This window comes from Chromobacterium alkanivorans (assembly GCF_016937655.1).
In the GTDB taxonomy this organism is placed as follows: domain Bacteria; phylum Pseudomonadota; class Gammaproteobacteria; order Burkholderiales; family Chromobacteriaceae; genus Chromobacterium; species Chromobacterium alkanivorans.
Window position 1 is genome coordinate 250,446 of sequence record NZ_JAFHKL010000005.1, and the last position, 20,481, is coordinate 270,926.

Annotated in this window: 15 protein-coding genes; 9 read left to right on the forward strand and 6 right to left on the reverse strand. The window is 66.1% G+C overall.

What is annotated here, in order from left to right:
- Nucleotides 1-50: 50 nt before the first annotated feature.
- Nucleotides 51-530, reverse strand: a complete 480-nt coding sequence (locus JW897_RS11185) for a GNAT family N-acetyltransferase (RefSeq protein ID WP_205466119.1) — start codon at nucleotides 528-530, stop codon at nucleotides 51-53.
- Nucleotides 531-553: 23 nt separating this feature from the next.
- On the opposite strand from JW897_RS11185, the gene JW897_RS11190 reads away from it, so the two are divergent.
- Together JW897_RS11190 and JW897_RS11195 are read left to right on the forward strand one after the other, a co-directional pair.
- On the forward strand, nucleotides 554-1,552 hold the full coding sequence (locus JW897_RS11190; protein ID WP_240352165.1) for a LysR family transcriptional regulator: 999 nt from the start codon (nucleotides 554-556) through the stop codon (nucleotides 1,550-1,552).
- A gap of 174 nt (nucleotides 1,553-1,726) precedes the next feature.
- The gene (locus tag JW897_RS11195; protein ID WP_205466121.1) at nucleotides 1,727-2,392 is read left to right on the forward strand and encodes an O-methyltransferase; all 666 of its coding nucleotides are present in this window, start codon (nucleotides 1,727-1,729) and stop codon (nucleotides 2,390-2,392) included.
- Nucleotides 2,393-2,574: 182 nt separating this feature from the next.
- Here the strand turns inward: JW897_RS11195 and JW897_RS11200 are convergent, their stop codons facing one another.
- Nucleotides 2,575-4,128 carry an MFS transporter gene (locus tag JW897_RS11200; protein ID WP_205466122.1) on the reverse strand — a complete coding sequence of 518 codons (1,554 nt, stop codon included), beginning with the start codon at nucleotides 4,126-4,128 and terminating at the stop codon, nucleotides 2,575-2,577.
- A 156-nt stretch (nucleotides 4,129-4,284) separates the two neighbouring features.
- On the opposite strand from JW897_RS11200, the gene JW897_RS11205 reads away from it, so the two are divergent.
- Nucleotides 4,285-5,190 carry a LysR family transcriptional regulator gene (locus JW897_RS11205; RefSeq protein ID WP_205466123.1) on the forward strand — a complete coding sequence of 302 codons (906 nt, stop codon included), beginning with the start codon at nucleotides 4,285-4,287 and terminating at the stop codon, nucleotides 5,188-5,190.
- 7 nt (nucleotides 5,191-5,197) lie between these two features.
- Here JW897_RS11205 and JW897_RS11210 read toward each other — a convergent pair whose 3' ends face one another.
- A complete protein-coding gene (locus JW897_RS11210) occupies nucleotides 5,198-6,217 on the reverse strand; it encodes a transporter (protein ID WP_205466124.1) in 1,020 nt (339 codons plus the stop codon).
- A 214-nt stretch (nucleotides 6,218-6,431) separates the two neighbouring features.
- On the opposite strand from JW897_RS11210, the gene yedE reads away from it, so the two are divergent.
- The 3 genes from yedE to JW897_RS11225 all read left to right on the forward strand — a co-directional run bounded on the left by yedE (nucleotide 6,432) and on the right by JW897_RS11225 (nucleotide 9,552).
- Complete coding sequence (yedE, locus tag JW897_RS11215) at nucleotides 6,432-7,643, forward strand: selenium metabolism membrane protein YedE/FdhT (protein WP_205466125.1); 1,212 nt, start codon at nucleotides 6,432-6,434, stop codon at nucleotides 7,641-7,643.
- Nucleotides 7,640-7,879: a sulfurtransferase-like selenium metabolism protein YedF gene (gene yedF, locus JW897_RS11220; protein WP_205466126.1), complete on the forward strand. Its 240-nt coding sequence runs from the start codon at nucleotides 7,640-7,642 to the stop codon at nucleotides 7,877-7,879. Before yedE ends, yedF begins: the two co-directional genes overlap by 4 nt.
- 137 nt (nucleotides 7,880-8,016) lie before the next feature.
- On the forward strand, nucleotides 8,017-9,552 hold the full coding sequence (locus tag JW897_RS11225) for a DUF3472 domain-containing protein (protein WP_205466127.1): 1,536 nt from the start codon (nucleotides 8,017-8,019) through the stop codon (nucleotides 9,550-9,552).
- Between the two features lie 164 nt (nucleotides 9,553-9,716).
- Here JW897_RS11225 and JW897_RS11230 read toward each other — a convergent pair whose 3' ends face one another.
- Both JW897_RS11230 and pbpC read right to left on the reverse strand, forming a co-directional pair.
- Nucleotides 9,717-10,733 carry a patatin-like phospholipase family protein gene (locus tag JW897_RS11230; protein WP_048415198.1) on the reverse strand — a complete coding sequence of 339 codons (1,017 nt, stop codon included), beginning with the start codon at nucleotides 10,731-10,733 and terminating at the stop codon, nucleotides 9,717-9,719.
- A gap of 73 nt (nucleotides 10,734-10,806) precedes the next feature.
- Entirely contained in the window at nucleotides 10,807-12,963 is a 2,157-nt protein-coding gene (gene pbpC, locus JW897_RS11235) for a penicillin-binding protein 1C (protein ID WP_240352166.1), read from the reverse strand.
- A gap of 347 nt (nucleotides 12,964-13,310) precedes the next feature.
- On the opposite strand from pbpC, the gene JW897_RS11240 reads away from it, so the two are divergent.
- The gene (locus tag JW897_RS11240; RefSeq protein WP_048415199.1) at nucleotides 13,311-13,838 is read left to right on the forward strand and encodes an inclusion body family protein; all 528 of its coding nucleotides are present in this window, start codon (nucleotides 13,311-13,313) and stop codon (nucleotides 13,836-13,838) included.
- Between the two features lie 78 nt (nucleotides 13,839-13,916).
- Nucleotides 13,917-14,453 (forward strand): AidA/PixA family protein, encoded by a 537-nt coding sequence (locus JW897_RS11245; protein ID WP_048415200.1) that lies wholly within the window; start codon nucleotides 13,917-13,919, stop codon nucleotides 14,451-14,453.
- Nucleotides 14,454-14,572: 119 nt separating this feature from the next.
- Here the strand turns inward: JW897_RS11245 and JW897_RS11250 are convergent, their stop codons facing one another.
- The gene (locus JW897_RS11250) at nucleotides 14,573-20,254 is read right to left on the reverse strand and encodes an alpha-2-macroglobulin family protein (protein ID WP_240352167.1); all 5,682 of its coding nucleotides are present in this window, start codon (nucleotides 20,252-20,254) and stop codon (nucleotides 14,573-14,575) included.
- Between JW897_RS11250 and JW897_RS11255 the strand changes: the two genes are divergently transcribed.
- Nucleotides 20,253-20,435: a hypothetical protein gene (locus JW897_RS11255; RefSeq protein ID WP_156187923.1), complete on the forward strand. Its 183-nt coding sequence runs from the start codon at nucleotides 20,253-20,255 to the stop codon at nucleotides 20,433-20,435. The two genes, JW897_RS11250 and JW897_RS11255, sit on opposite strands and share 2 nt — an antisense overlap.
- The last annotated feature ends 46 nt before the right edge of the window (nucleotides 20,436-20,481 follow it).

The following is a 20,481-nucleotide window of genomic DNA, read 5'->3' on the forward strand; positions in this document are numbered from 1 at the left end:
TGCTGCGCTTCGTGAAGGGTTGCACGGTGCGTAGGCTCTAAGGGGCCGCCTCAGCCGGCGGCGAAATCGGCGAGCGCGGCGCCGTCCATCCGGTAGCGCACCCATTCCGCCTGCGGTTTGGCGCCGATGGACAGGTAGAAATCGATGGCCGGCTGGTTCCAGTCCAGCACGCTCCATTCGAAGCGGCCGCAGCCATGCTCCACCGCCAGTTGGGCCAGCCGGCGCAGCATCAGCTTGCCGGCGCCGCCGCCGCGCTGCCGCGGCGAAATATACAGGTCTTCCAGATACAGGCCTTTTTTGGCCTGCCAGGTGGAATAGCTGAAGAAGTACACGGCGTAGCCGGCAGGTTCGCCGTTCACCTCGCAGATCAGCGCCCGCGCCGGGCTGTCCGCGCCAAACAGGCTGGCGACGATGCCGTCCTCGGTGGCGGCCACTTGATCGCCGGCGCGCTCGTAAACGGCCAGCTCCTTGATGAAGCGCAGAATCAGCGCGGCGTCCCCGGCTTGGGCGGGGCGGATATGGATGGACATGGGCAAGGCCTGAATCGTGGTGAATGGATAAGCCGCTATACTACGGCCAAGACAAACTGCATGCGCTGCATTGTTTTCAATTCATGATGAACATCCTGCATTCTGACCTGCGCCGTCTGGACCTCAACCTGCTGCTGGTCTTCGACGCGCTGCTGCGCCAGCGCTCGGTCGGCGCCGCCGCCGACGAACTGGCGATGAGCCCGTCCGCGTTCAGTCACGCGCTGGCGCGGCTGCGCGCCGCCCTGGGCGACGACCTCTTCGTCCGCATCGGCAACGCGATGCAGCCCACCGCCTACGCCGAACGGCTGGCCGGCGCGGTGAGTGCCGCGCTGGAAACGCTGTCGCAAGGGCTGGCCGAGGCCGGCGGCTTCCAGCCGGAACGCAGCGAGCGCGCCTTCGTGATCGCGGTCACCGACTACACCGCCTTCGCGGTGATGCCGCGGCTGCTGGCGGGCTTGCAGCAAGCGGCGCCGCGGCTGCGCTTCAAGCTGGTGCATTCGCGCGGCCGCGAATCCGCTGAGGATCTGGCCGCCGGCCGCATCGACTTCGCGCTGGGCTATGTCGAGGACATCGCCGAACCGGCGGCCGGGATCGAAAGCTTCGACTGGCTGGAAGACCGCTATGTGGCCATCGCCAGCCGCGCCCACCCCGGCATCCGCGACGGTCTCAGCCTGGAACAATACCTGGCGGCGCGCCACGTGGTGGTGACGCCCTGGGGCGAAACCCGCGGCGGCATCGACCGCGCATTGGAACGGCGGGGCCTGCGCCGCGACGTGGCGCTGCAACTGCCGTCGGTGCTGGCCGCGCCCTTCATCATCGCGGAGTCCGACTGGATCATGACGCTGCCGCGGCTGGCGGCCCAGGCCCTGAGCCGGGCCGCGCCCATCGCCGTTCACGCCGCGCCGTTCGATATTCCGTCTTACACCCTCAAGGTCTACAGCCACGCCCGCCACGGCCGCAGCGCCGCCCATGATTGGCTGCGCGCGCAGTTGCGCGCCTGCGCGCCCTTGCTCCAGGGCTAGCCGGCCCATCGTCGTCGCCTTGATGTCGGTCATGGCCTCTCCGATGAGCGCCGTTCCCCTGGGCGCAATGACAGGCGTGGCGACGGCCGGGCCCGGAATGCGCTTATCATGTGGCTTCAACCATGCGCGGCCGGGACGGGCCCTTGCCCGGGGTGGCTGCGCCAGGAGAAGCCGATGCAAGCAGAATGGAGCGGCCTGGACCGCTATTACACCGCGGCGCTGCGGGTGGAGGACAGCGCCTTGAACGGCGCGCTGGCGGCCAACGCCGCCGCCGGCCTGCCGGCGCAGGACGTGTCCCCGCTGCAAGGGCGCTTTCTGCACATCCTGGCGCGCCTGATGCGGGCGCGGCGGGTGCTGGAGATCGGCACCCTGGGCGGCTACAGCACCATCTGGCTGGCGCGGGCGCTGCCGGCCGACGGCCGGGTGGTGACGCTGGAGGCCAACCCCGCACACGCGGACACCGCGCGGGCCAATCTGGCTGCCGCCGGCGTGGCGGATCGGGTGGAACTGCGCGAAGGGCCGGCGCTGGACAGCCTGCCGCTGCTGGCGGGGAGCGAACCCTTCGATCTGATCTTCATCGACGCCGACAAGCCGAACAACCCGGCCTACCTGGAATGGGCGCTGAAGCTGGCGCGCCCCGGCGCCGCCATCGTCGGCGACAATGTGGCGCGCGGCGGCGCGGTGGCCAATGTGGTCAGCCAGGACCCCGGCGTGCGCGGCGTGCGCCGCTTCATCGAAGACATGGGCGCGGAGCCGCGGCTGACCGCGACCGCGCTGCAGACCGTAGGGGTCAAGGGCTGGGACGGGTTTTCCATCGCCATCGTCAATGAAACGGCCTGAGAACCTGTTTACGATCTGCCGCGCGTCGTGAGACGTGACACGGCGAGTACCGCTTCGAAATGCTCATGTACCGTGTGTACACTCCGCTTTCTCAGCGGTTTTCGCCTTGTCTCACCTTAGCTCGCAAGATCGTAAACACGTTCTGAGCGCCGGCTCGCGGGAAGGCAAACCGGCGTCCTCGCTCAAGAGCAGGCGGAATCCAGCGCCGGTTCCGCGGCGGTCTCCTCCGGCTGCGCCTGGCCGGCGCCGCGCAGGAACAGCGCCACCACCAGCGCGCTGAGCACGGTCAGGACGGACAGCACCGTCAACAGCCGCTGGAAGGCGGCGGCGTAGGCCTGGGACAGCGTTTCGGCAGACAGGCCTGGCAACAGCTCGCCTACGGCGGCCAGCTTGCCCAAGGACCCCAGGCTGGAGGCCTCGGCCAAGGCCTGCGGCGCCGCCGCGGACAGCGGCGCCAGCCGCTGCTGCAGCAGCGCCGCCAGCAGCGCGCCCACCAAGGCCAGCGCTATGCCTTCGCCGGCCACCCGCGTGGTGCTGAAAATGCCTGCGGCCATGCCGGCGCGCTCCTTGGGCACCACGCTGACCGCCAGGCCGTCCATCAGGCCCCAGGGCAGGCTGATGCCCACGCCTATCAACAGCAAGGGCCACAGCGTCTGCTGCAACGCGGACAGCTGCGGATAGCGGCTGAGCCACCACAGCCCCAGCGCGCACAACAGCAAGCCGCCGGCGGACAGCACCGTGGCGGACAGCCAGCGCGTCAGCCAGGCCGCGCACAGCGGCAGCACCAACATCGGCGCGGACAAGGCCAGCATCACCCGGCCGGCCTCCGCCTCGCTGACGCCTTCCGCGGCCACCAGGCGCAAGGGCAGCAGCACCAGCAAGACCACGAAGGCGTAAGCCGGCGCGGCGGCCAGGCATTGCACGCCGACGAAGCGCGGATAGCGGAACAGGCTCAGGTCCAGCATCGGCCGCGCCGCGCGCCGCTCCAGCGCCACGAATAGCCAGAACGCCGCCGCCGAGCCCAGCAACAAGCCGATCACCTGCGGGTTGCCCCAGCCCAGCTCCGGCGCCGCCAGCGCGCCGTAAGTCAGCAGGCTCAGTGCCAGCGTGAAGCTGAGCGCGCCCGGCCAATCCAGGCCGGCGGCCTGCGGATCGCGCGATTCGCGCATGCAATAGGCGGCCAGGCCCAGGGAGAGCAGGCCAACCAGGCCGGCCAGCGCGAAAATGGAGCGCCAACCCCAGGCCTGGATCATAAAGCCGCACAGCAGGGGGCCGAAGGCCAGGCCGATGCCGAAGGTGGTGCCTATCAGGCTGAAGGCCCGCGTGCGCGCCGCGCCGGCGAAGCTTTGCGCCAGCGCGGCCAGGCCGCTGGCGAAGGACAGCGCCGCGCCCAGGCCCTGGGCCGCGCGCAACAAGTCCAGCCACAGCAGGCTGCCGACCAGGAACAAGCCCAGCGAGGACAGCGAGAACAGGCCGATGCCGAGCATGAACACCCGTTTGCGACCGTATTGATCCGCCAGCGCGCCGGCCGCCATCAGGCAGCCGCCGAAAGTGAGCATGAAAGCGTTGGTGACCCAGGTCAGCGCTTGAGCGCTGCCGCCCAGCTCGCGGCCTATCGCGGTCAAGGCCAGCGCCGGGCCGGTGAAGCTGAGCGGCGTGGTCAGCGCGGCCAGGCAGACCGCGGCCAGGGTCAGTAAAGGAGCGCGTTGGGAGGGCGCCGGTTTGGAGGGATGCATGATTTCGCCTTTCAAAGAGTGGGACAAGCGCCCGCGTGGCGCGGCGGGCGGATGCGGATGGTCATTGGGCGAACACATGATAATTTGACGGCAATTGACGAAAAACAGGCGCCGTGTCCAAATTAAGCGGACAAAAACTCTTTAATTGAGGGCTTCATGGATAGTTTGAGCGGCTTGGCCGCCTTTGTGCGCGCCGCGGAGGCGCAAAGCTTTGTCGGCGCCGGCCGCGCGCTGGGCGTGTCCTCGTCCGCGGTGGGTAAGAGCGTGGCGCGGCTGGAGGAGAAGCTGGGGGTGCGGCTATTCCAGCGCAGCACCCGCCATGTGCGGCTGACGGCGGAGGGCGAGCTGTTCTACGAACGCTGCCGCCGCATCCTGGACGACATCGACGACGCCGAGGCCGAACTGGCGCAGAGCCGCGCCGCGCCGCGCGGCAAGCTGCGGGTCAGCCTGCCGGTGGTGGGCTATCGCATGCTGCTGCCTATCTTGCCGGACTTCATGCAGCGTTATCCGGAAGTGGAGCTGGACCTGGATTTTTCCGATCGCATGGTGGACGTGATAGAAGAGGGCCTGGACGCGGTGGTGCGCAGCGGCCCGCTGGCGGATTCCCGGCTGATGGCGCGGCCCTTGGGGCCGTTTCGCCTGCTGGTGGTGGGCTCGCCAGGCTATCTGCGCGAGCGCGGCACGCCGCAAAGCCCGGAGGACCTGGCCCAGCACGCCTGCCTGCGCTACCGCTTCCCCAGCACCGGCAAGCTGCAAGCCTGGGCGCTGGACGGCGCGCCGGCCGGCCAGGACTGGCCGCCCAGCAGCGCCATGAGCTGCAACAATATCGAGGCGCTGATCTGTGCCGCCAGCCAGGATCAGGGCCTGGCTTACCTGCCGGACTTCATCGTGCGCGACGCGCTGGCCGCCGGCCGGCTGCAAACCGTGCTGGAGCCTTATCTGGGCCAGACCGGCATGTTCCATGTGCTGTGGCCGTCCAGCCGCCAGCTGTCGCCCAAGCTGCGCGTCTTCGTGGATTTTCTGTGCCAGCGGATGTTCGCGCCGGCAGGCGGGGCCGCGTGAGGGCCGCCTACACGCCGCGCTGACGGCGGAACGCCCACCAGCCGGCCAGCAGGCTGAAGCTGGCCACCAGCAGCACCAGCACCCAGAAGCCGTGCGGATGATTGGCCAGAGGCACGCCGCCCACGTTCATGCCGAAGAAGCCGGCGACGATATTGATGGGCAGCGCCAGCACCGTGACCAGGGTCAGCGTGAACAGGGTGCGGTTGCTCTGCTCGTTCAGGCGCGCGGCCAGCTCCTCCTGCAAGAGCTTGATGCGTTCCACCAGCGCCGCCAGATCGTTGAGCGTCAACGCAAATTCCTCCGACGACTGGCGCAGCGCCTGCGCGTCGGCGGCGTCCAGCCAGGCCGGCGGCCGGTTCAGCAGCCGGAACAGCGCGCTGGGTTCCGGCGCCAGCAAGCGTTGCAGGCGCACCAGGGAGCGGCGCATCGCCGCAAGCTGCGCGCGCTGGTCGTCCAGCCTTTGCGCCAGCAGCCTGTCCTCCAGCACATCCACCTGCGCGCCGCTGGCGCGCACAATGCCGGCCAGCGCGTCAGCCTGGTTCTGCAGCAAGTGCACCAGCAAGGCCGCCGGCGAACGGAAGGCCGCGCCGCCGCGCACCGCCGCGCGCAGCCGGTCCACCGAGTGCAGCGGCTTGACCCGCGCGGTGATCAGCACCCGCGGCTGCGCATGCGCCCACAGGGTGGCGATGTCCGACGAGGCCAGGCCAAAGCTGAAGGCCACATCGTTGATCACCGCCAGCAAGGCCTGATCCAGCAACTCGATGCGGGTGGAGTTGGAACCGCCGCGCAGCGCCTCGAAGAAATCCTCCTGCAGCGGCAAGGCCGCGCGCAGCCAGCGCTCGCTGGCGGCATTGGCCAGATTGAAATGCAGCCACAGAAAGGCCTCGCCGTCCGGCGGCGCGCGCAGCCAGGCCTGAGCCTGGGCGGAATCAATCTCCGCGCCGGCGCCGTCCGGATGAAAACAAAAGCCGCAGATCAGCCCGGCCTGGTCCGAGCCGTATTGTTGCTGTGCGATGGGGTGGTTCATGGCGCGCGGCCGACATGGTGGGATACGGTACAGCTTAGGCGCGGCGGATGACGGAATGGTGACGGTGCGCTCGCTGGACTTTTAGGTTTGCCGCAGATGGCGGCCCGGTGCGACAATTCACGGCTGAAGAGGCCGACGTGTTGCTTTACAATGCCAAGCCTGTGCTTTTGACCCTGCCCGCGGGCGGGTTTTTTTATTGGGGGACGTCTGAGCCATGACTTGGCAGGATTTCAAGATGCAATACCTGGTGCGCTTTTGGGCGCCGGTGCCGGCGGTGATCGCCGCCGGGGTGTTGTCCGCTTATTATTTCGGCATTACCGGCACCTTCTGGGCGGTGACCGGGGAGTTCACGCGCTGGGGCGGCCACGCTTTGCAGTTGTTCGGTTTTCACCCGGAAACCTGGGGCTATTTCAAGGTGATCCATCTTGAGGGCACGCCCTTGGACCGCGTGGACGGCATGATGATCATTGGCATGTTCGCCGGCTGTCTGTCCGCGGCCTTGTGGGCCAACAACGTCAAGCTGCGCATGCCGCATCATCGCGTGCGCATCGTGCAGGCGGTGCTGGGCGGCCTGATCGCCGGCTTTGGCGCGCGCTTGGCGATGGGCTGCAATCTGGCGGCCTTCTTCACCGGCATTCCGCAGTTTTCCTTGCACGCCTGGCTGTTTGCGTTGGCTACGGCGGCCGGTTCCTGGTTTGGCGCGCGGGTGAGCATGCTGCCGGTGTTCCGCATTCCGGTGAAGCTGCAGAAGGTGAGCGCGCCGCAGCCCTTGCAGCAGCGCGAGGATCAGGCGCGGCGCCGCTTCCGCCTGGGCATGCTGATTTTCGTCGCCTTCACGCTGTGGGCGCTGGCGCGGACCTTCTCCATGCCCAAGCTGGGGCTGGCGGCCTTGTTCGGCCTGGCTTTCGGCCTGATCATCGAGCGCGCCCAGGTGTGCTTCACCTCGGCCTTCCGCGACCTGTGGCTGACCGGCCGCACCCAAATGGCCAAGGCCATCATCGCCGGCATGGCGGTCAGTGTGATCGGTGTGTACAGCTATGTGCAGCTGGGTGTGCCGCCCAAGATTCTGTGGGCCGGCCCCAACGCGGTGATAGGCGGAGTCTTGTTCGGCTTCGGCATCGTGCTGGCCGGCGGTTGCGAAACCGGCTGGATGTATCGCGCGGTGGAGGGCCAGGTGCATTACTGGTGGGTGGGGCTGGGCAATATCGTCGGCGCCACCTTGCTGGCGGCGTGGTGGGACGACATTGCGCCGGCGGTGGCCACCGATTACGCTAAGGTCAACCTGCTGGCGGTGTTTGGCCCGCAAGGCGGCCTGGTGTTGACTTACGCGATGTTGGCGCTGGCGATGCTGGCGGTGTTGTGGTGGGAGAAACGCTTTTTCGCCAATAAGGCGCAGGCGGCGAGATTCAGCAAGGAGGCGGCATGAGCAAGCAGAGTTATACCCCCAATTACCGTTTGGACATGATGGGCGAGCCTTGCCCGTATCCGGCGGTGGCCACGCTGGAGGCGATGCCGCAGCTGCAGTCGGGCGAAATCCTGGAGGTGGTGACCGATTGCCCGCAGTCGATCAACAACATCCCGCTGGACGCCAAGAATCATGGCTACACCGTGCTGGAAATCCAGCAGGACGGCCCGACGATACGCTATCTGATCCAGCGTTGAGCCGGTGTAAATAGTGCCATTCCGCCGTGGAGGCGGAACCAGGCGGCCTGTCGTTCACTCACTTGTTAAGTGTTTGGCGGCAGGCTGCTGTCGTATGCGGCCGGCCATGGTTTCCCTCATTGGATAAAGGTGTTGCCATGTTCTCACTCAGCCGCGGCGTCGCCCGCTTGGCCCTTATCTGTGTTCCCGTTGCGCCGGCGCTGGCCGGCACCGGTTCCGCCCATCTCAATTATCCCAATGTTTCCGCCGACATTCTGATGATGACGGTGAAGGTGTTGAACACGCATCAGCATACCTATTACGAGACCCTGGGCTGGAACGGCGGCCGCGAGGCCGGCGGCTACACCGGCATTCAGAGCCACAACAACGGCGTGCCGGCCTATATCTTTTCGATCTGGGATCCGATATCGGTGCGCGGCATCCCCATCCGCGCGGTGTACGCCAAGCCCGGCGCCAAGGTGGAGCGTTTTGGCGGCGAGGGCGAGGGGCTGAAGTATTTCGACTTGCAGACCAAGTGGACGCTGGGCCAGCCGGTGACGTCCCTGGTGCGCAACTGGCAGCAAAACGGCCACACCTACTTTGGCATGTGGACGCGGGACGCGGCCACGCGGGTCTGGACCCACCACGCCACTTTCGATTTCCCGGTGGCCAATGTCGATTTCGCCGCCCAGTCCGCCAACAGCTTCATCGAGAACTGGAGCGGCCAGGCCAAGGACGTGACCCGCACCGCCGAGTACTACGATGTCTGGGCGCGCGGCGCGCAGGGCTGGCAGGCGATCAACCGAGCCACGCCCACCGTTACCGAGCTGACGCCGGCGCAGGCCAAGCAGCACGCGGTGTCCTCGCAGGGGCGCTTTGTGATGCAGCAGGGCGCGCCGCTAGCCGGTTTTCAATCGCCGCTGATTTCCACCACCCGCCGCCCGGCCGCGCCGGAAGCGGATCCGGCCAAGATCGAGCAGCTGAACGCCACTTACGACGCCGCCGCGCGCGCGGTGACGGTGAGCTGGCAAACCAGCCTCTATGGCGCGCCGCAGTTCAAATACCAGCTCAGCGTAAGCGACGCCGCCAGCGGCAAGACCTTGGCGCAAGGCGGCGAAATCTCCGGCGAGCGCCGCGCGGCCAATTTGAAGCTGCCGGCGGGAACGCCGGCGCCGGCCAAGCTGCAAGTGAGCTTGACGCTGACCGACGTGCTGGACCGTAGCGACGCGCGCGCAAGCAAGTTGATAGACAGCAGCGCCGTCGGGCCGCAGGCCGGCAAGTCTTACCGGCTGCAGTCGGCGAGCAGCGGGCTGTGGCTGACGGTCAAGGACAATAGCGCGGCCGCCGGCGCGGCGGTGGTGCAGCAGGCCGCCGCCGGGCAGAACCAGGTATGGCAGCTGGCCGTCAGCGGCGACGCTTTTCAATTGACGGCCGCGCACTCCCGGCAGTGCCTGGATGTGGAGGGCGGGTCCAAGCAGGATGGAGGCAAGCTGATCCAGTGGCCATGCAGCGGCCAGGCCAATCAGCGTTTCAGCCTGAAGGCGGACGGCGCCGGCGGGTATAGCCTGGTGGGCGCGCAGGCAGGCAAATGCGTGGATGTGGCCAATGGTTCGGCCCAGGCGGGCCAGCAGCTGATTCAATGGAGCTGCCACGGCGGCGCGAATCAGCGCTGGCGCTTGCTGGCCGCGGAGTGAGCACCGCCCGCGCCGTCAGGCGCGGGCGGCTGTTACGATCTGCTGCGCTGCGGCGATACGGCGTTGAAAACACCTTCGAAATGCTCATGTACCGCTTGTACATTCCGCTTTCTCAGCGGTTTTCGCCTTGCCTCGCTCTGGCTCGCGAGACTTTGAACCGCTTCTTAGCGTTCGCAGCCGGCGAGGAAGGCGCGGGTGGCGGCGGCGCCGGCCTCGAATAGCCGCTGATACTTGTCGTCACCGGTCTTGATATTGAAGTCCGTGGCCAAGACGCCTTCGGTGGGAATATTGATGCTGCGCGCCTGATCCCGCGGCGAATGCTGGTAGTTCAGGTTTTGCGCTTGCCAGGCGCTCTGGGTGATGTTCTGGATGTGTTGGATCAGGTTGGCGTCCGACGACGGCTCGCCCGGTGGCGCGTCGAAACGGGCACCGAAGGTTTTCTCCTCCTTCTCTTCTCCCTGCTTTGGCTTTGCTGGGTACTTGTCGTCGAAGAAATTGATCGGGTAGTTCCAGATGGTGCCGCCGTCTACGAACACACCGGTTTCCTGGCCTGGGTAGGTGAAATTCTGCGCCTCGAAGAAGAAGGGGATGGACATGGAGATGCGCACCGCCTCGGCCACTTCCACGTTCGGGGTCAGTTCGGTGGAGAACACCATGGCCTGGTGAGTGTTGGCGTCGCAGCCGATCACATGGAGCTGGCGGAAGGCTTGTTCGTTCTTGTGCAGTGCGGGGTTGGCGAAATCGGCGAAAGTGTATTTCTTGCCCGGCCGGCCATCCTTGAACTGACTGGCGACCACGCCTTGCAGCCAGTGGTAGAAATATTCGCTGGAGTACCAGCCCTTCTTGTTGATCAGCCGCAGCAGGCAGACGAAGTCGTCGGGCGTGATGCCCGGCGCATGGGCCTGGAAGGCGTGGTAGGCGGCGTCCAGTTGCACCGAGCGCGGCTCGGTGGTTTTTTGCGGGATTTTGCTATAGACCAAGGAGTCTGCAAGCTTCTTGGTTTCGGCTGCGCTGAGCTGGAAGCTGATCAGCATGGAAGAGATGGCGCCGGCGGAGGCGCCGACCACGCGTTGGATTTGCGCCAGCGCGCCGGCCTTTTCCAGTTCCTCCAACATGCCCAGGTAGGCGATGCCCCAGACGCCGCCGCCGGATAGAGCCAGGTTTTCGAATGAATATTTCATGTGCCGCTCCTTGTCGTTGAGATTAAATCGACTCGCCATTTATGTTTATGGCATGAGGCGGCGTTTGCTGCTATCAGTTGACGCGGGACCCGGCTTTGCCGGCCTTTCGGCCAGGCACGGCCACCGCGCCGCGTACTTCAAAGCGGATTTTCTCCACCACCAGGCCCTTGGCGTCGCGCAGTTCCAACGCGTGGCGGCCGGGCCAGGGGAACCAGGGCAGGCTGGCGCCTGAGCCCAGGCGTTTGCCGTTGAGCCACCATTGCGGGCGGGCCACGCCGCGCGCGCGCAGCAGCAGACGCTGATTGGCCGGCGGGATATCCGGATCCAGCGCGTAGACGCTGCCGTCCACCGGCGCGGCGATGCCGGGCGTCTGGCTGGCGCCGCCGCGCTCCGGCACGATCAGCGCGCGCTCGGTGCCGGCCAGAAACCATTCGCGCCGGCTGGCTTCGACATCGCCCTCGTAGCGCACGTTCTGGCTCACCACGCCGGGCGGCGGGGCCGGCGGCAGGGAGGCCGGAGCGCCTTGCTGGGCGCGGTCCAGCACCGCCTGCCACACCGGCGCCGCGCCGTGCATGCCGGATACGTCCCACATCGGCTCGCCGGCGGCGTTGCCCACCCACACCGCCACGGTGCGCTGGCGCGAGAAGCCCACCGCCCAGTTGTCGCGCATGTCCTTGCTGGTGCCGGTCTTGACCGCGCTCCAGTAGCGGGTGGACAGCGCGCTTTCCAGGCCGAAGGTGCGCGCGCGCGCGGTGCGGTCGGACAGGATGTCGGCGATGATGAAGCTGCTGGCGGCGTCCAGCTGCCGCTGCGGTTTGGGTTTTGGGTCCGCCAGCGTCCAGCGGGCAGGGCTGGCCAGGCCCTGGTTGGCCAGGGTGCGGTAGGCGTTGGCCAGTTCCAGCAGGCGGATGTCGGCGGCGCCCAGCGCCAGGCTGTAGCCGTAGTAGTCGCCGTCCTGTTGCAGGCTGCTCAGGCCCAGCCGGTACAGGCGGTCGCGCAGCGCGTTGGGGCCCACCATTTCGATGGCGCGCACCGTCGGCACATTGAGCGAGGAGGCCAGCGCGGTGCGCGCCGACACCAGGCCTTTGAAGTCCTTGGCGTAGTTTTGCGGCGCGTACAGCCCAGAGCCGGTTTGCAGGTCCAGCGGGCTGTCGTTGAGCAGGGAGGCGGCGCTCAGGTAACGGCGCTCCAGCGCCAGCTGGTAGAGGAAGGGCTTGAGCGTGGAGCCGGCCTGGCGCAGCGAGGTGACGCCGTCCACTTCCGCGGCGTTGGACAGGCCGCGGCCGCTGGAGCCCACCCAGGCCAGGATGTCGCCGCTGGCGTTGTCCAGCACCACCAGCGCGCCGTCCTGCACATTGCGTTGCGCCAGCGCGGCCAGGTGGCGGCGCAGCACCGAGACGGCGTAGCGTTGCAGGCCCAGGTCCAGAGTGGAGCCGACACGGCTGCCGGCCGCCAGCGGCTGGCGTTGCAGCAGTTTTTGCGCGAAGTGGGGCGCGTCCTGCTCCGCCAGCGGATTGGCGGCGCGGCTTTGCGCCAGCGCCTGGCGGGTGCGCACCGCCAGCGCCGCGCAGTTGGGCTGGCGGCGCATGTCCTGCAGGATGCGGCAAGCGCGGGCGGCCACCTTGTCCGGCGCGGCGTTGGGCGCGCGGATCAAGGCCACCGCGATGGCGGATTCTTCCAGATTGAGGCCGGCCGGCAGTTTGCCGAACAAGGTGGCGGACAGCGCGGACAAGCCCACCAACTCTCCACGGAAACCCACCAGATTCAGGTAAGCCTCCAGGATCTGCGCCTTGCTCCAATGCGTTTCCAGCCAGGCGGCGGACCAGCCCTGGCCCATTTTCTGCCACAGGCTGCGGCCGTTGCGGCCTATCTTGAGGTCGTTGTCCAGCAAGCCGGCCAACTGCATGGTCAGCGTGGACGCGCCGCGGGTGCGGGTGTTCCACAGATTGCCCCAGGCCGCCGCGGCCACGCCGGACCAGTCCACGCCGCTGTGCTGGTAGAAGCGCCGGTCTTCCGACACCACCAGCGCGTGGCGGAAGGCCGGCGAAGTGTCGGCCAGACTCACCCAGTCCAGCCGCCGGCCTTGCTTGTCCACTCGCAGCCGCTGCAGGGGCTGGCCGTTGCGGTCCAGCACCACCACGTCAGACGGCCGCCATTCCGCCTTGACCTGCTGAAAACTGGGCTGGGCCTGCGCCTGGGCGGCGGCGCCGCACAAAGCCAGCGCCGCCAACCACGTCCATCCCTTTATGGAGGTTTGCTCGCAAAGGCAGGCATGGCGTGGAGGTTTGGAGCGCAGCAGTCGAAGAGGGAGGATGCGCGTCATGTGCGAGACCGAGTTTGCGGCGGAGTGGATGGCATGGCGGTGGGGTATGCATTGCATGCTGATTTTACAGAAATAGATTTTGATTGTGGTATTTCATGGTCAAATATTTTTAATCGCAATTAAATATTGCAGCAAGTAAGTTGCCAATTAGGTATTTGCACTAGGTTCTATTCCCATGGTCATGCTGTATCAATAAATGGCCTTTGGGTGAAATTATTTCGCCTTATTGAGACGATTTATATACGGAGGAAGTGATGAGCAATATCGTCAACATTGAAATGGTGTTCGATACGCAAACCATTCTCAACAAGTACCCTAGTCCAAGCCAAAACTCTGGACAGCCAACCGGCATCGCCCATCAGGACGTTTATATGGTGGCGGAGAGCCGTTTTGTTACTGGCGGACAAGCTTCCGCTGATTTGGCGGTGAAGGCTGAAGTGGACGATGTGATCCGGTGGCGTGCATTGTCTCTGTCTTCGAACGTCAGCCAAAGCGTTATCGTTTACAAAATCCAAAAATTCTCCGGCAGTCAGGTGACCTCCATCCCGGTTCCGACCGAGTCCAGACCTTGGGTGCCCATTCCCAACCAGAATGCGGACAAAGTGGTGGATCCCCTGAATTATACCGCGCAACAAATTCCAAACTACTACCTTGGGTGCAACGTGACTGACACGGGCACTGAAAATTACCAGGTTTGGTTCTATATCACCGAGCAAGTAAGCGGCAATCAAGTTAAAACCCTTGGTTACTTCTATTGGGATCCGGTTATCCAGGTTTCTTGAAGTATCAGGTTTTATTGAAACCGAAGTGCCGGCAAACTGTTCAGCTTGCCGGCACTTCACCTATTGTAAGGATGAATTATGAATCCGGTTATCGACTTGACCCTGGCGCTGCAACCGGACGTGCCGCAAAACGTCTTGGGTCTGCGGGAGGATTCGCCCGCAGCAGTCAATGAAGGCGCGGTACGGGTTTTTTCCAGTCATACCCTAGTCGAGGAGCGTTTACAGAATGGTCTGCTCCTATTGTCTCTGCCCGATGCCAGGGTGGGGAATACGATACGCTGGTATGGCGCGAGCGCCTCTCCAAGTCAGGGGATGGGCGTCATCCCTTATGCCGTTGACCACCTCGGCGGACAAGCAGCCACTTCGATCACCGCTCCATGCCTCTGCAAAAGAGGGCAGTTGCTGCCCGAGCAGGATGCCGCCAGTTCCGAAATCAATATGACGCGGCTCCATGTTGAAAAAGCATCGTTTTTTTACTGGACTCATGATGTGACGGACTCTGGTCGAGAAGATTTCCGCATCACGCTCCATCTCTACGGCCGCCCCAAGTCCGACGGCTCCTTTGGAGAAAGGCTGGGAACGCGCGTGCTTAGCGTGTCCATCGTCATTCCATAAGCGGCGGTTGCCGAAGGCGGCGACCTTGTCTTGAACGAAAGTTGTCGACGCGCGGGCATGAGGCATTGCCCGCTTGCTGCGCCCCCTCTTTAGATATCGGCCAAAGAGGGGGCGCAGGCTTAGTTTTCCCCTTTCCCAACCTTGAACACCGGGTTGGGCAACATCCCGAACACGTCCGGCGCGTACAGCGCTTCCACCCGCGTCGGCGGCAGCTTGAAGGCTCCGGGGTTGTTCAGGCGCATGGTGTAGCTGGTTTTCAGGCCGCCGCGCGGTACGTAGCTGTAGTAGGCGCGGTAGCCGGAGAAACGGCGCTCCACGTAGTCGGCGGGGTCGCCGTCGTTGTCCGCCTTGGCGTTGATCGCCGAATCCCGGCCCAGGCCGGAACCCAGGATGGTGGCGCCGGCCGGGATCGGGTCGTTGACCACCACCCAGGTCATATCGCTTTGCGCCTGGATCTCCAGCGTGACCTTGATCACGTCGCCGGGCTGGTACTGGCCGCTGGTTTTCTGGCTGACTGGGCTCAGCGTTTTCTTGATGCTGTAGCCGGCGTAGCGCGGGGCCTTGAGCGCGATGGCGGCCTCGGCCTGGACCGTGGCCCACGGCGCGCCGCCGCCGGCGTGCTTGAGCTGCAGGCTGCCACCGCCGGCGCTCCAGGGCAGCAGGCCCAACTGCTTGACGCCTTCCTGCGGCCAGGCCAGGTTCAGCTTGGCGCCGCCCAGCGCGGCGCTGGTCTGGCCGCTGACCGGCGCGGTTTCGAACTGGCGCGAGAATTGCGCAACGGCCAGGCTGCCCCACAGATTGGAGGTGGTGGTGCCCCAATGGCCTTTTTGCTGACGCCCCAGCAGGCCGGTGAGCAGGCGCGGCATGTCCGCCTGCCAGCCCGGCAGCTTGCGCACCGTCAGCAACAGCTTGGCGGCGTTGACGTCGGCGCTGCCCATCAGCCACCAGGCGTTGTCGCTGGCCTCGGTGCTGAAGCCCATGCGCGTGCCCTGGTAGGTGAGGCGCGCGCGCAGCAGGTTTTCGGCCTCGCTCAGCCGCGCGGCGCGCTGTGGAACGTCGGCGGCGCGGTTAAGCAATGCCAGCCAGTCCACCAGCATGGCGGTGCTCATTTTCTGCGGATTGAGGTCCAGCACGTCCAGCATGGCCGGACGGAAGCGGCCGTAGCGCGCCAGCGCTTCCATCGCGCTCAGGCGGCGGGCGTCGGCGTCCTGGCGGCCCAGCGGCAGGTCGCGCTTGAGCCGGCCCTCGACGAAGGCGGTCAGGCCGTCCAGCAGCCGCGCGCGCTGGGCTTCCGGAATGGCGACGCCGGCTTCGTGGGCGGCGGCCAGCAGGTAGCTGCTGAGGATGTCGCTGCCGCGGTCCGGCGCGCCTTCGGCCAGCGGGAAGTAGGCGGCGAGGCCGCTGCCGTCCAGATACAGCGGCAGTTCGCTCATCAGCTGATCCCAGCGCTTGGCGTCGGCCAGGCCCAGGGCCACCGAGCTGCGCTGTTCCAGGCAGACATAGGGGTAGTCCTGGAACCAGCGGCGCACGCCGGGCAGTTCATTGCCCAGCTTGGCCTGCAGGCTGACGCGGATGCCGCCGCGGCCGGGCAGGGCGCCCGGCGGCAAGGCGACGGGGATGCTCAGTTCCGGCGCCACGCGTTGCAGCGTGGCCTGCTCCACGGTGACGGGCACAGCCGGCTCGATTTCCTGGCGCACCGCCAGCTTGTCGGCGGCCTTGCCGTCCACTTGCTGGGCGCTGAAGCTCCATTTCAATTCCTTGACGTCGTTGGGCACCGTCACCGGCCAGCTCAACAACCGCGCCTCGCCCACCGGCAGGCTGATCTCCTGCGGCGGCAAGTCCGGCAAGCCGGGCGCGCCGGCCTGGACCTTGACCTTGAGCGGCTTGTCGCCGCCGTTGCGCACGGTGACGCCGGCGCTGAACTGGTCGCCTTCGCGCGCCAGTGGCGGGATGCCGGAACTCAGCTGCAAGTCCTGGGTGACGTTGAAGCCGGCTTCGCCGGTGCCGAACAGATCATTGCCGACGTCGGCCACCGCCACCAGGCGGAAGCGGGTCAGCGCGTCGTTGATCGGCACTTTGACGCGGGCGCTGCCGTTGGCGTCCAGCACCACGCGCGGCTGCCACAGCAGCAGGGTGTCCAGCAGTTCGCGGGTGGGCGCCTTGCCGCCGCCGCCGCCCGGCGGCAGCGATTTGCGGCCGTAATGGCGCTTGCCCACCACTTCCAGCTGGGCGGTGGCGGTTTCCACGCCGTAGCTGTGGCGCTGGTACATCGCCTGCATCAGTTCCCAGCTGCGGTTGGGCTGCAGTTCCAGCAGAGCTTCGTCCACCGCGGCGAAGGCCACCTCAGTGCCGGCCGGCGCCGGCTTGCCGCCGGGCAGCTTGACCTGGATGGCCACTTCGGCGGTTTCGCGGATGCCGTAGCTCTTGCGCGCCGGGCTCACGGTGACGTCCAGCCGCTTGGCGGCGTCGCCCACCTGGATTTCGGCGATGCCGTATTTGAAGGCCGGCCGCGACAGGTCCACCATGCTGGTGGGCGGGGTGTAATCGCCGCCTTCGTTCCAGTAGGCGTCCCACCATTCGCTCGGGGTTTTCCAGCCCCAGGTGAAGAAGGAGTACCACGGCACTTCGCGCACGCGGCCGCGCACCGCCAGCACCGAGACGTAGACGTTGGGTGTCCAGCCCGGCTCGATCTTGAGTTCGATCACCGGGTTCTTGCCTTCCAGCTCCACCACCCGGGTTTCGATCACGCCTTCGCGTTCAATCGCCAGCCAGGCGGTGGCTTTGCGGAAGGGCATGCGAACCTGGAGGCGGGCGGTTTCGCCGGGCGCGTAGCTGATTTTTTCCGGCAGGATGTCGATGCGATCGTTGTTGTCCACGTCGAACCACAATTCGTCGTGCTTGCTGACCCACACCGATTGCGCGCTTTGCGCCAGATTGCCGTTGTCGTCCGCGGCTTCGGCGATCAGCTCCATGTCGCCGGCGTCCTTGAGATTGACTTCGCAGAACATCAGGCCGCGGCCGTCGGTGCTGCCGCTGCACACCTTGCCCTTGTCGTCGGTCTCTTCGTTGTGGTCCCAGGCGTAGAAGCCGCCCACCAGCCGCTTGCGGCTGGACAGGTAGCGGTGTTCGCGCAGGCTGATCTTGACGTTCTTGCCGGCCAGCGGCTTGCCGGCGGTGTCCAGCACCACGGCCTTGAGCTGCAACGCGCGGCCGGCGGTGATCCAGCTGTCCACATTGATGCCCACTTGCAGGCCGGCCGGCCATAAGGGAATGCGGCGGGTCAGGGTTTGCACTTCGCCGTTGGGGTCGCGGTAGGCGGCCTCGGTGACCAGGTCGTAGCGGCGATCCAGCTTGGGCAGCTTGTCCAGCGTGGTCTTGCCGTTGCCGTTGGCGTCCAGTTGCAGCGCGGCCTTGTCCAGCAGCACTTTGCCGTCCAGCGAGGATTCGGCCTGGTCGCGCTGACGCTGCGGCGGCGAGAAGCTGTAAGACTCATAGCCCTTGATGCGTTGGTAGGCGTCGGCCAGCATGGCGCTGACTTCCACCGGCCAGCCCTTGGCCGGGCCGCCGTTGCCCCAGGACAGGGATACGTTGAGCGGCAGCTGTTTGGGCGCAATGCCGGCGTTCTTCACCGTGGAGACGCGGCCGGTCATGGTGGGCAGGCGGAATTCCTCCACCCGGAAACTGCCGCTGTGCAGCGAGTAACCGTCCAGCTCCGGGCTGGACGGCTTGTCCTTGTCGTCCGGGCCGCGCGCGCCCTTGCGCTCCAGGTACAGTGTGTACTCGCCCAGCTTGGCTTCCTTGGGCAGCGCGTAGCTGCTTTCCGCGTAGCGGCCGTTGCGCCAGCTCAGCGGCAGGCTGATTTCGTCTCCGCTGCCGTCGTGGACGATGCGCAGTTGCTGCGGCAGCTGGCCGGGCTTGAGCTGGGCCAGGCCGCGGCTGACCTGGGTGCGCAGCAAATGCTTCATCGACACGGTTTCGCCGGCGCGGAACAGCGCGCGGTCCAGGATGGTGTGGGCCAGGATATTGGGGCTGTCGCTCCACTGGGTGGGGAAGGGGAAGCGCCAGGATTCGATGCCGCGGTTCCAGCTGGAACGGACGAAGGACACGTCGTCGTTGCCGTTGGCGTCCTTGGCGGCGGCGGTGATGAACAGGCCGGACAGTTCCTCGTTGTCGCAGTTGCCGGCCGGCAGCACGGACTTGACCGCGGCCACGCCCTTGGCGTCGGTCTTGCCGGACCACAGCGCGTTGCCCTTGCAATCGTAGATGTTGACGCGGGCGGCCGGCACCGGCTTGCCCTTGTCCAATGTGGTCACCCACACCGCGGCGTTTTCCTTGGAGCTCTTGAAGTGCACCGCCATATTGGTGACCAGCGCGGCGGTGCGCACATACATGGGCTTGGTGCTGGCCAGCAGCGATTTGCCCAGCAGCCGGGACGACACTTCCACCACGTAGAGGCCGGGTTTGGGCAGCGGGATGCCCACCACTTCGAACGGCCATTTGCCCTGCTTGTCAGGCTGGCTGGGCAGCTTCAGCGGCTGGGCGGCCTTTTCCTTGGCCAGCAGCGACAGCCGCCGGCTTTCTATGGTCTTGTCCTTGCCGGCGGGCAGCGCGCTTTCGTGATAGCGCAGCACCTTGGCCAGCCAGGCCATCATGTCCTGGTCCTTGTTCAGCCGCAGCGCCTGACCGCCCAATTGCACCGATTTGATATTGAGGTCGCCCTCCACCCCGCGCAGGGTGATGGGCAGCGCCGCGTCCGCGCCGGATTCGATGATGCCGAACGGCGCGGCGGCGAATTTGGCCAAGGGCGGATAGTCGGCCAGCTTGATGGCCAGCGGGAAGCGCTCGGCGTTGACCAGCGGGCGGCCCACTTCGTCGCCAAAGTCCTTGGGCAACTTCAGCGTCAGCGTTTCCAAGGGCGGGAACGGCGGTGCGAAGCTGACGCTGTCCACCGGCTCGCCCTTGCCGCGCGCCTCCGCCTGCGGCGCGCGCTCGGCGCCGGCGCCGCTCAGGCGTATCGCCATCGCCAGTTTTTCCGGCACCGGCGAACTGAAATTGAGGGTGATGGGCTTGAACGGGATGCACGCGCCTTTTGCGTTCTCGCGCAGGCAGCTCATATTGGCGGTGAACGGCGGCCGCACCTGGTAATTGAGCCGGTCCGGCGCGGCCGCGCCGCGCTGGTGCACCAGGGTGAGCTTGCTGTCCGGCGCCAGCCGTTGGCCGCATCGCAAGGTCAGCACCTTGGCGGATTGCGATTCCAACTTCAGATGCTTGAGCAGGGCCGCGCGCTCGCCGGCCGGCAAGGGCTGGACCGGGATGCGTTCCGGCAAGCTGGAGGATTGGCAATACAGGGACGAGGCCGGCACGCCGGCGCCGTTGAATTGCAGCACGAAGGCCTGGTCTTCCTCGATGCGGCCGTTGCGCGGCCAGCGCTCCACCACCACCGGCGCGCCGGTGTAGAAGCGGAAACTCAAGCCAGTGTCCACGGCCTTGCCCTGTAGATCCTTGAGGCCGGGCTTGGCCGTGAAGCGGCAGTCGGTGTTGGCAGCCGGGGTTTCCGACACGTCCAGCACCCAGGTCTTGTCGTCCACCCAGTGGCCCTTGGCCTTCAAACCGCAACTCCAGGCGAACGGAGCCGGCGCGGCGCTATTGCCCAGCGGAATCATGCTGCTGTTGAAGGTGGCGCGCACCTGCTGCACTTCTTTGACTTCGCCCTGGGGGCTGAAAGTGGTGACGCCGGCGGCAAGGCCGGCGGCGCAGGCGAAACCCAAAAGCGCGGGCGCAAGGCGGAATGGCAAAGACATGGACGAGGCTCCGGAAAATACCATCGCAATTATACGCGGCTGGAGCGGTGGCAAGGGGCGAGATGTAAAAAAGACCGGCGGCGGCTTGCCCTGGTTCCGGGGTTTCTCGGCCCTCAGCGGAATTTTAGATTTTCATGATGGATGCGTTGCGGACAAGCGGGCGGGAAAGAAGGAAGGATGAGGGGGTGGAATGGTGTCGGTCATTTATTCCTAATAAAAACAAAATG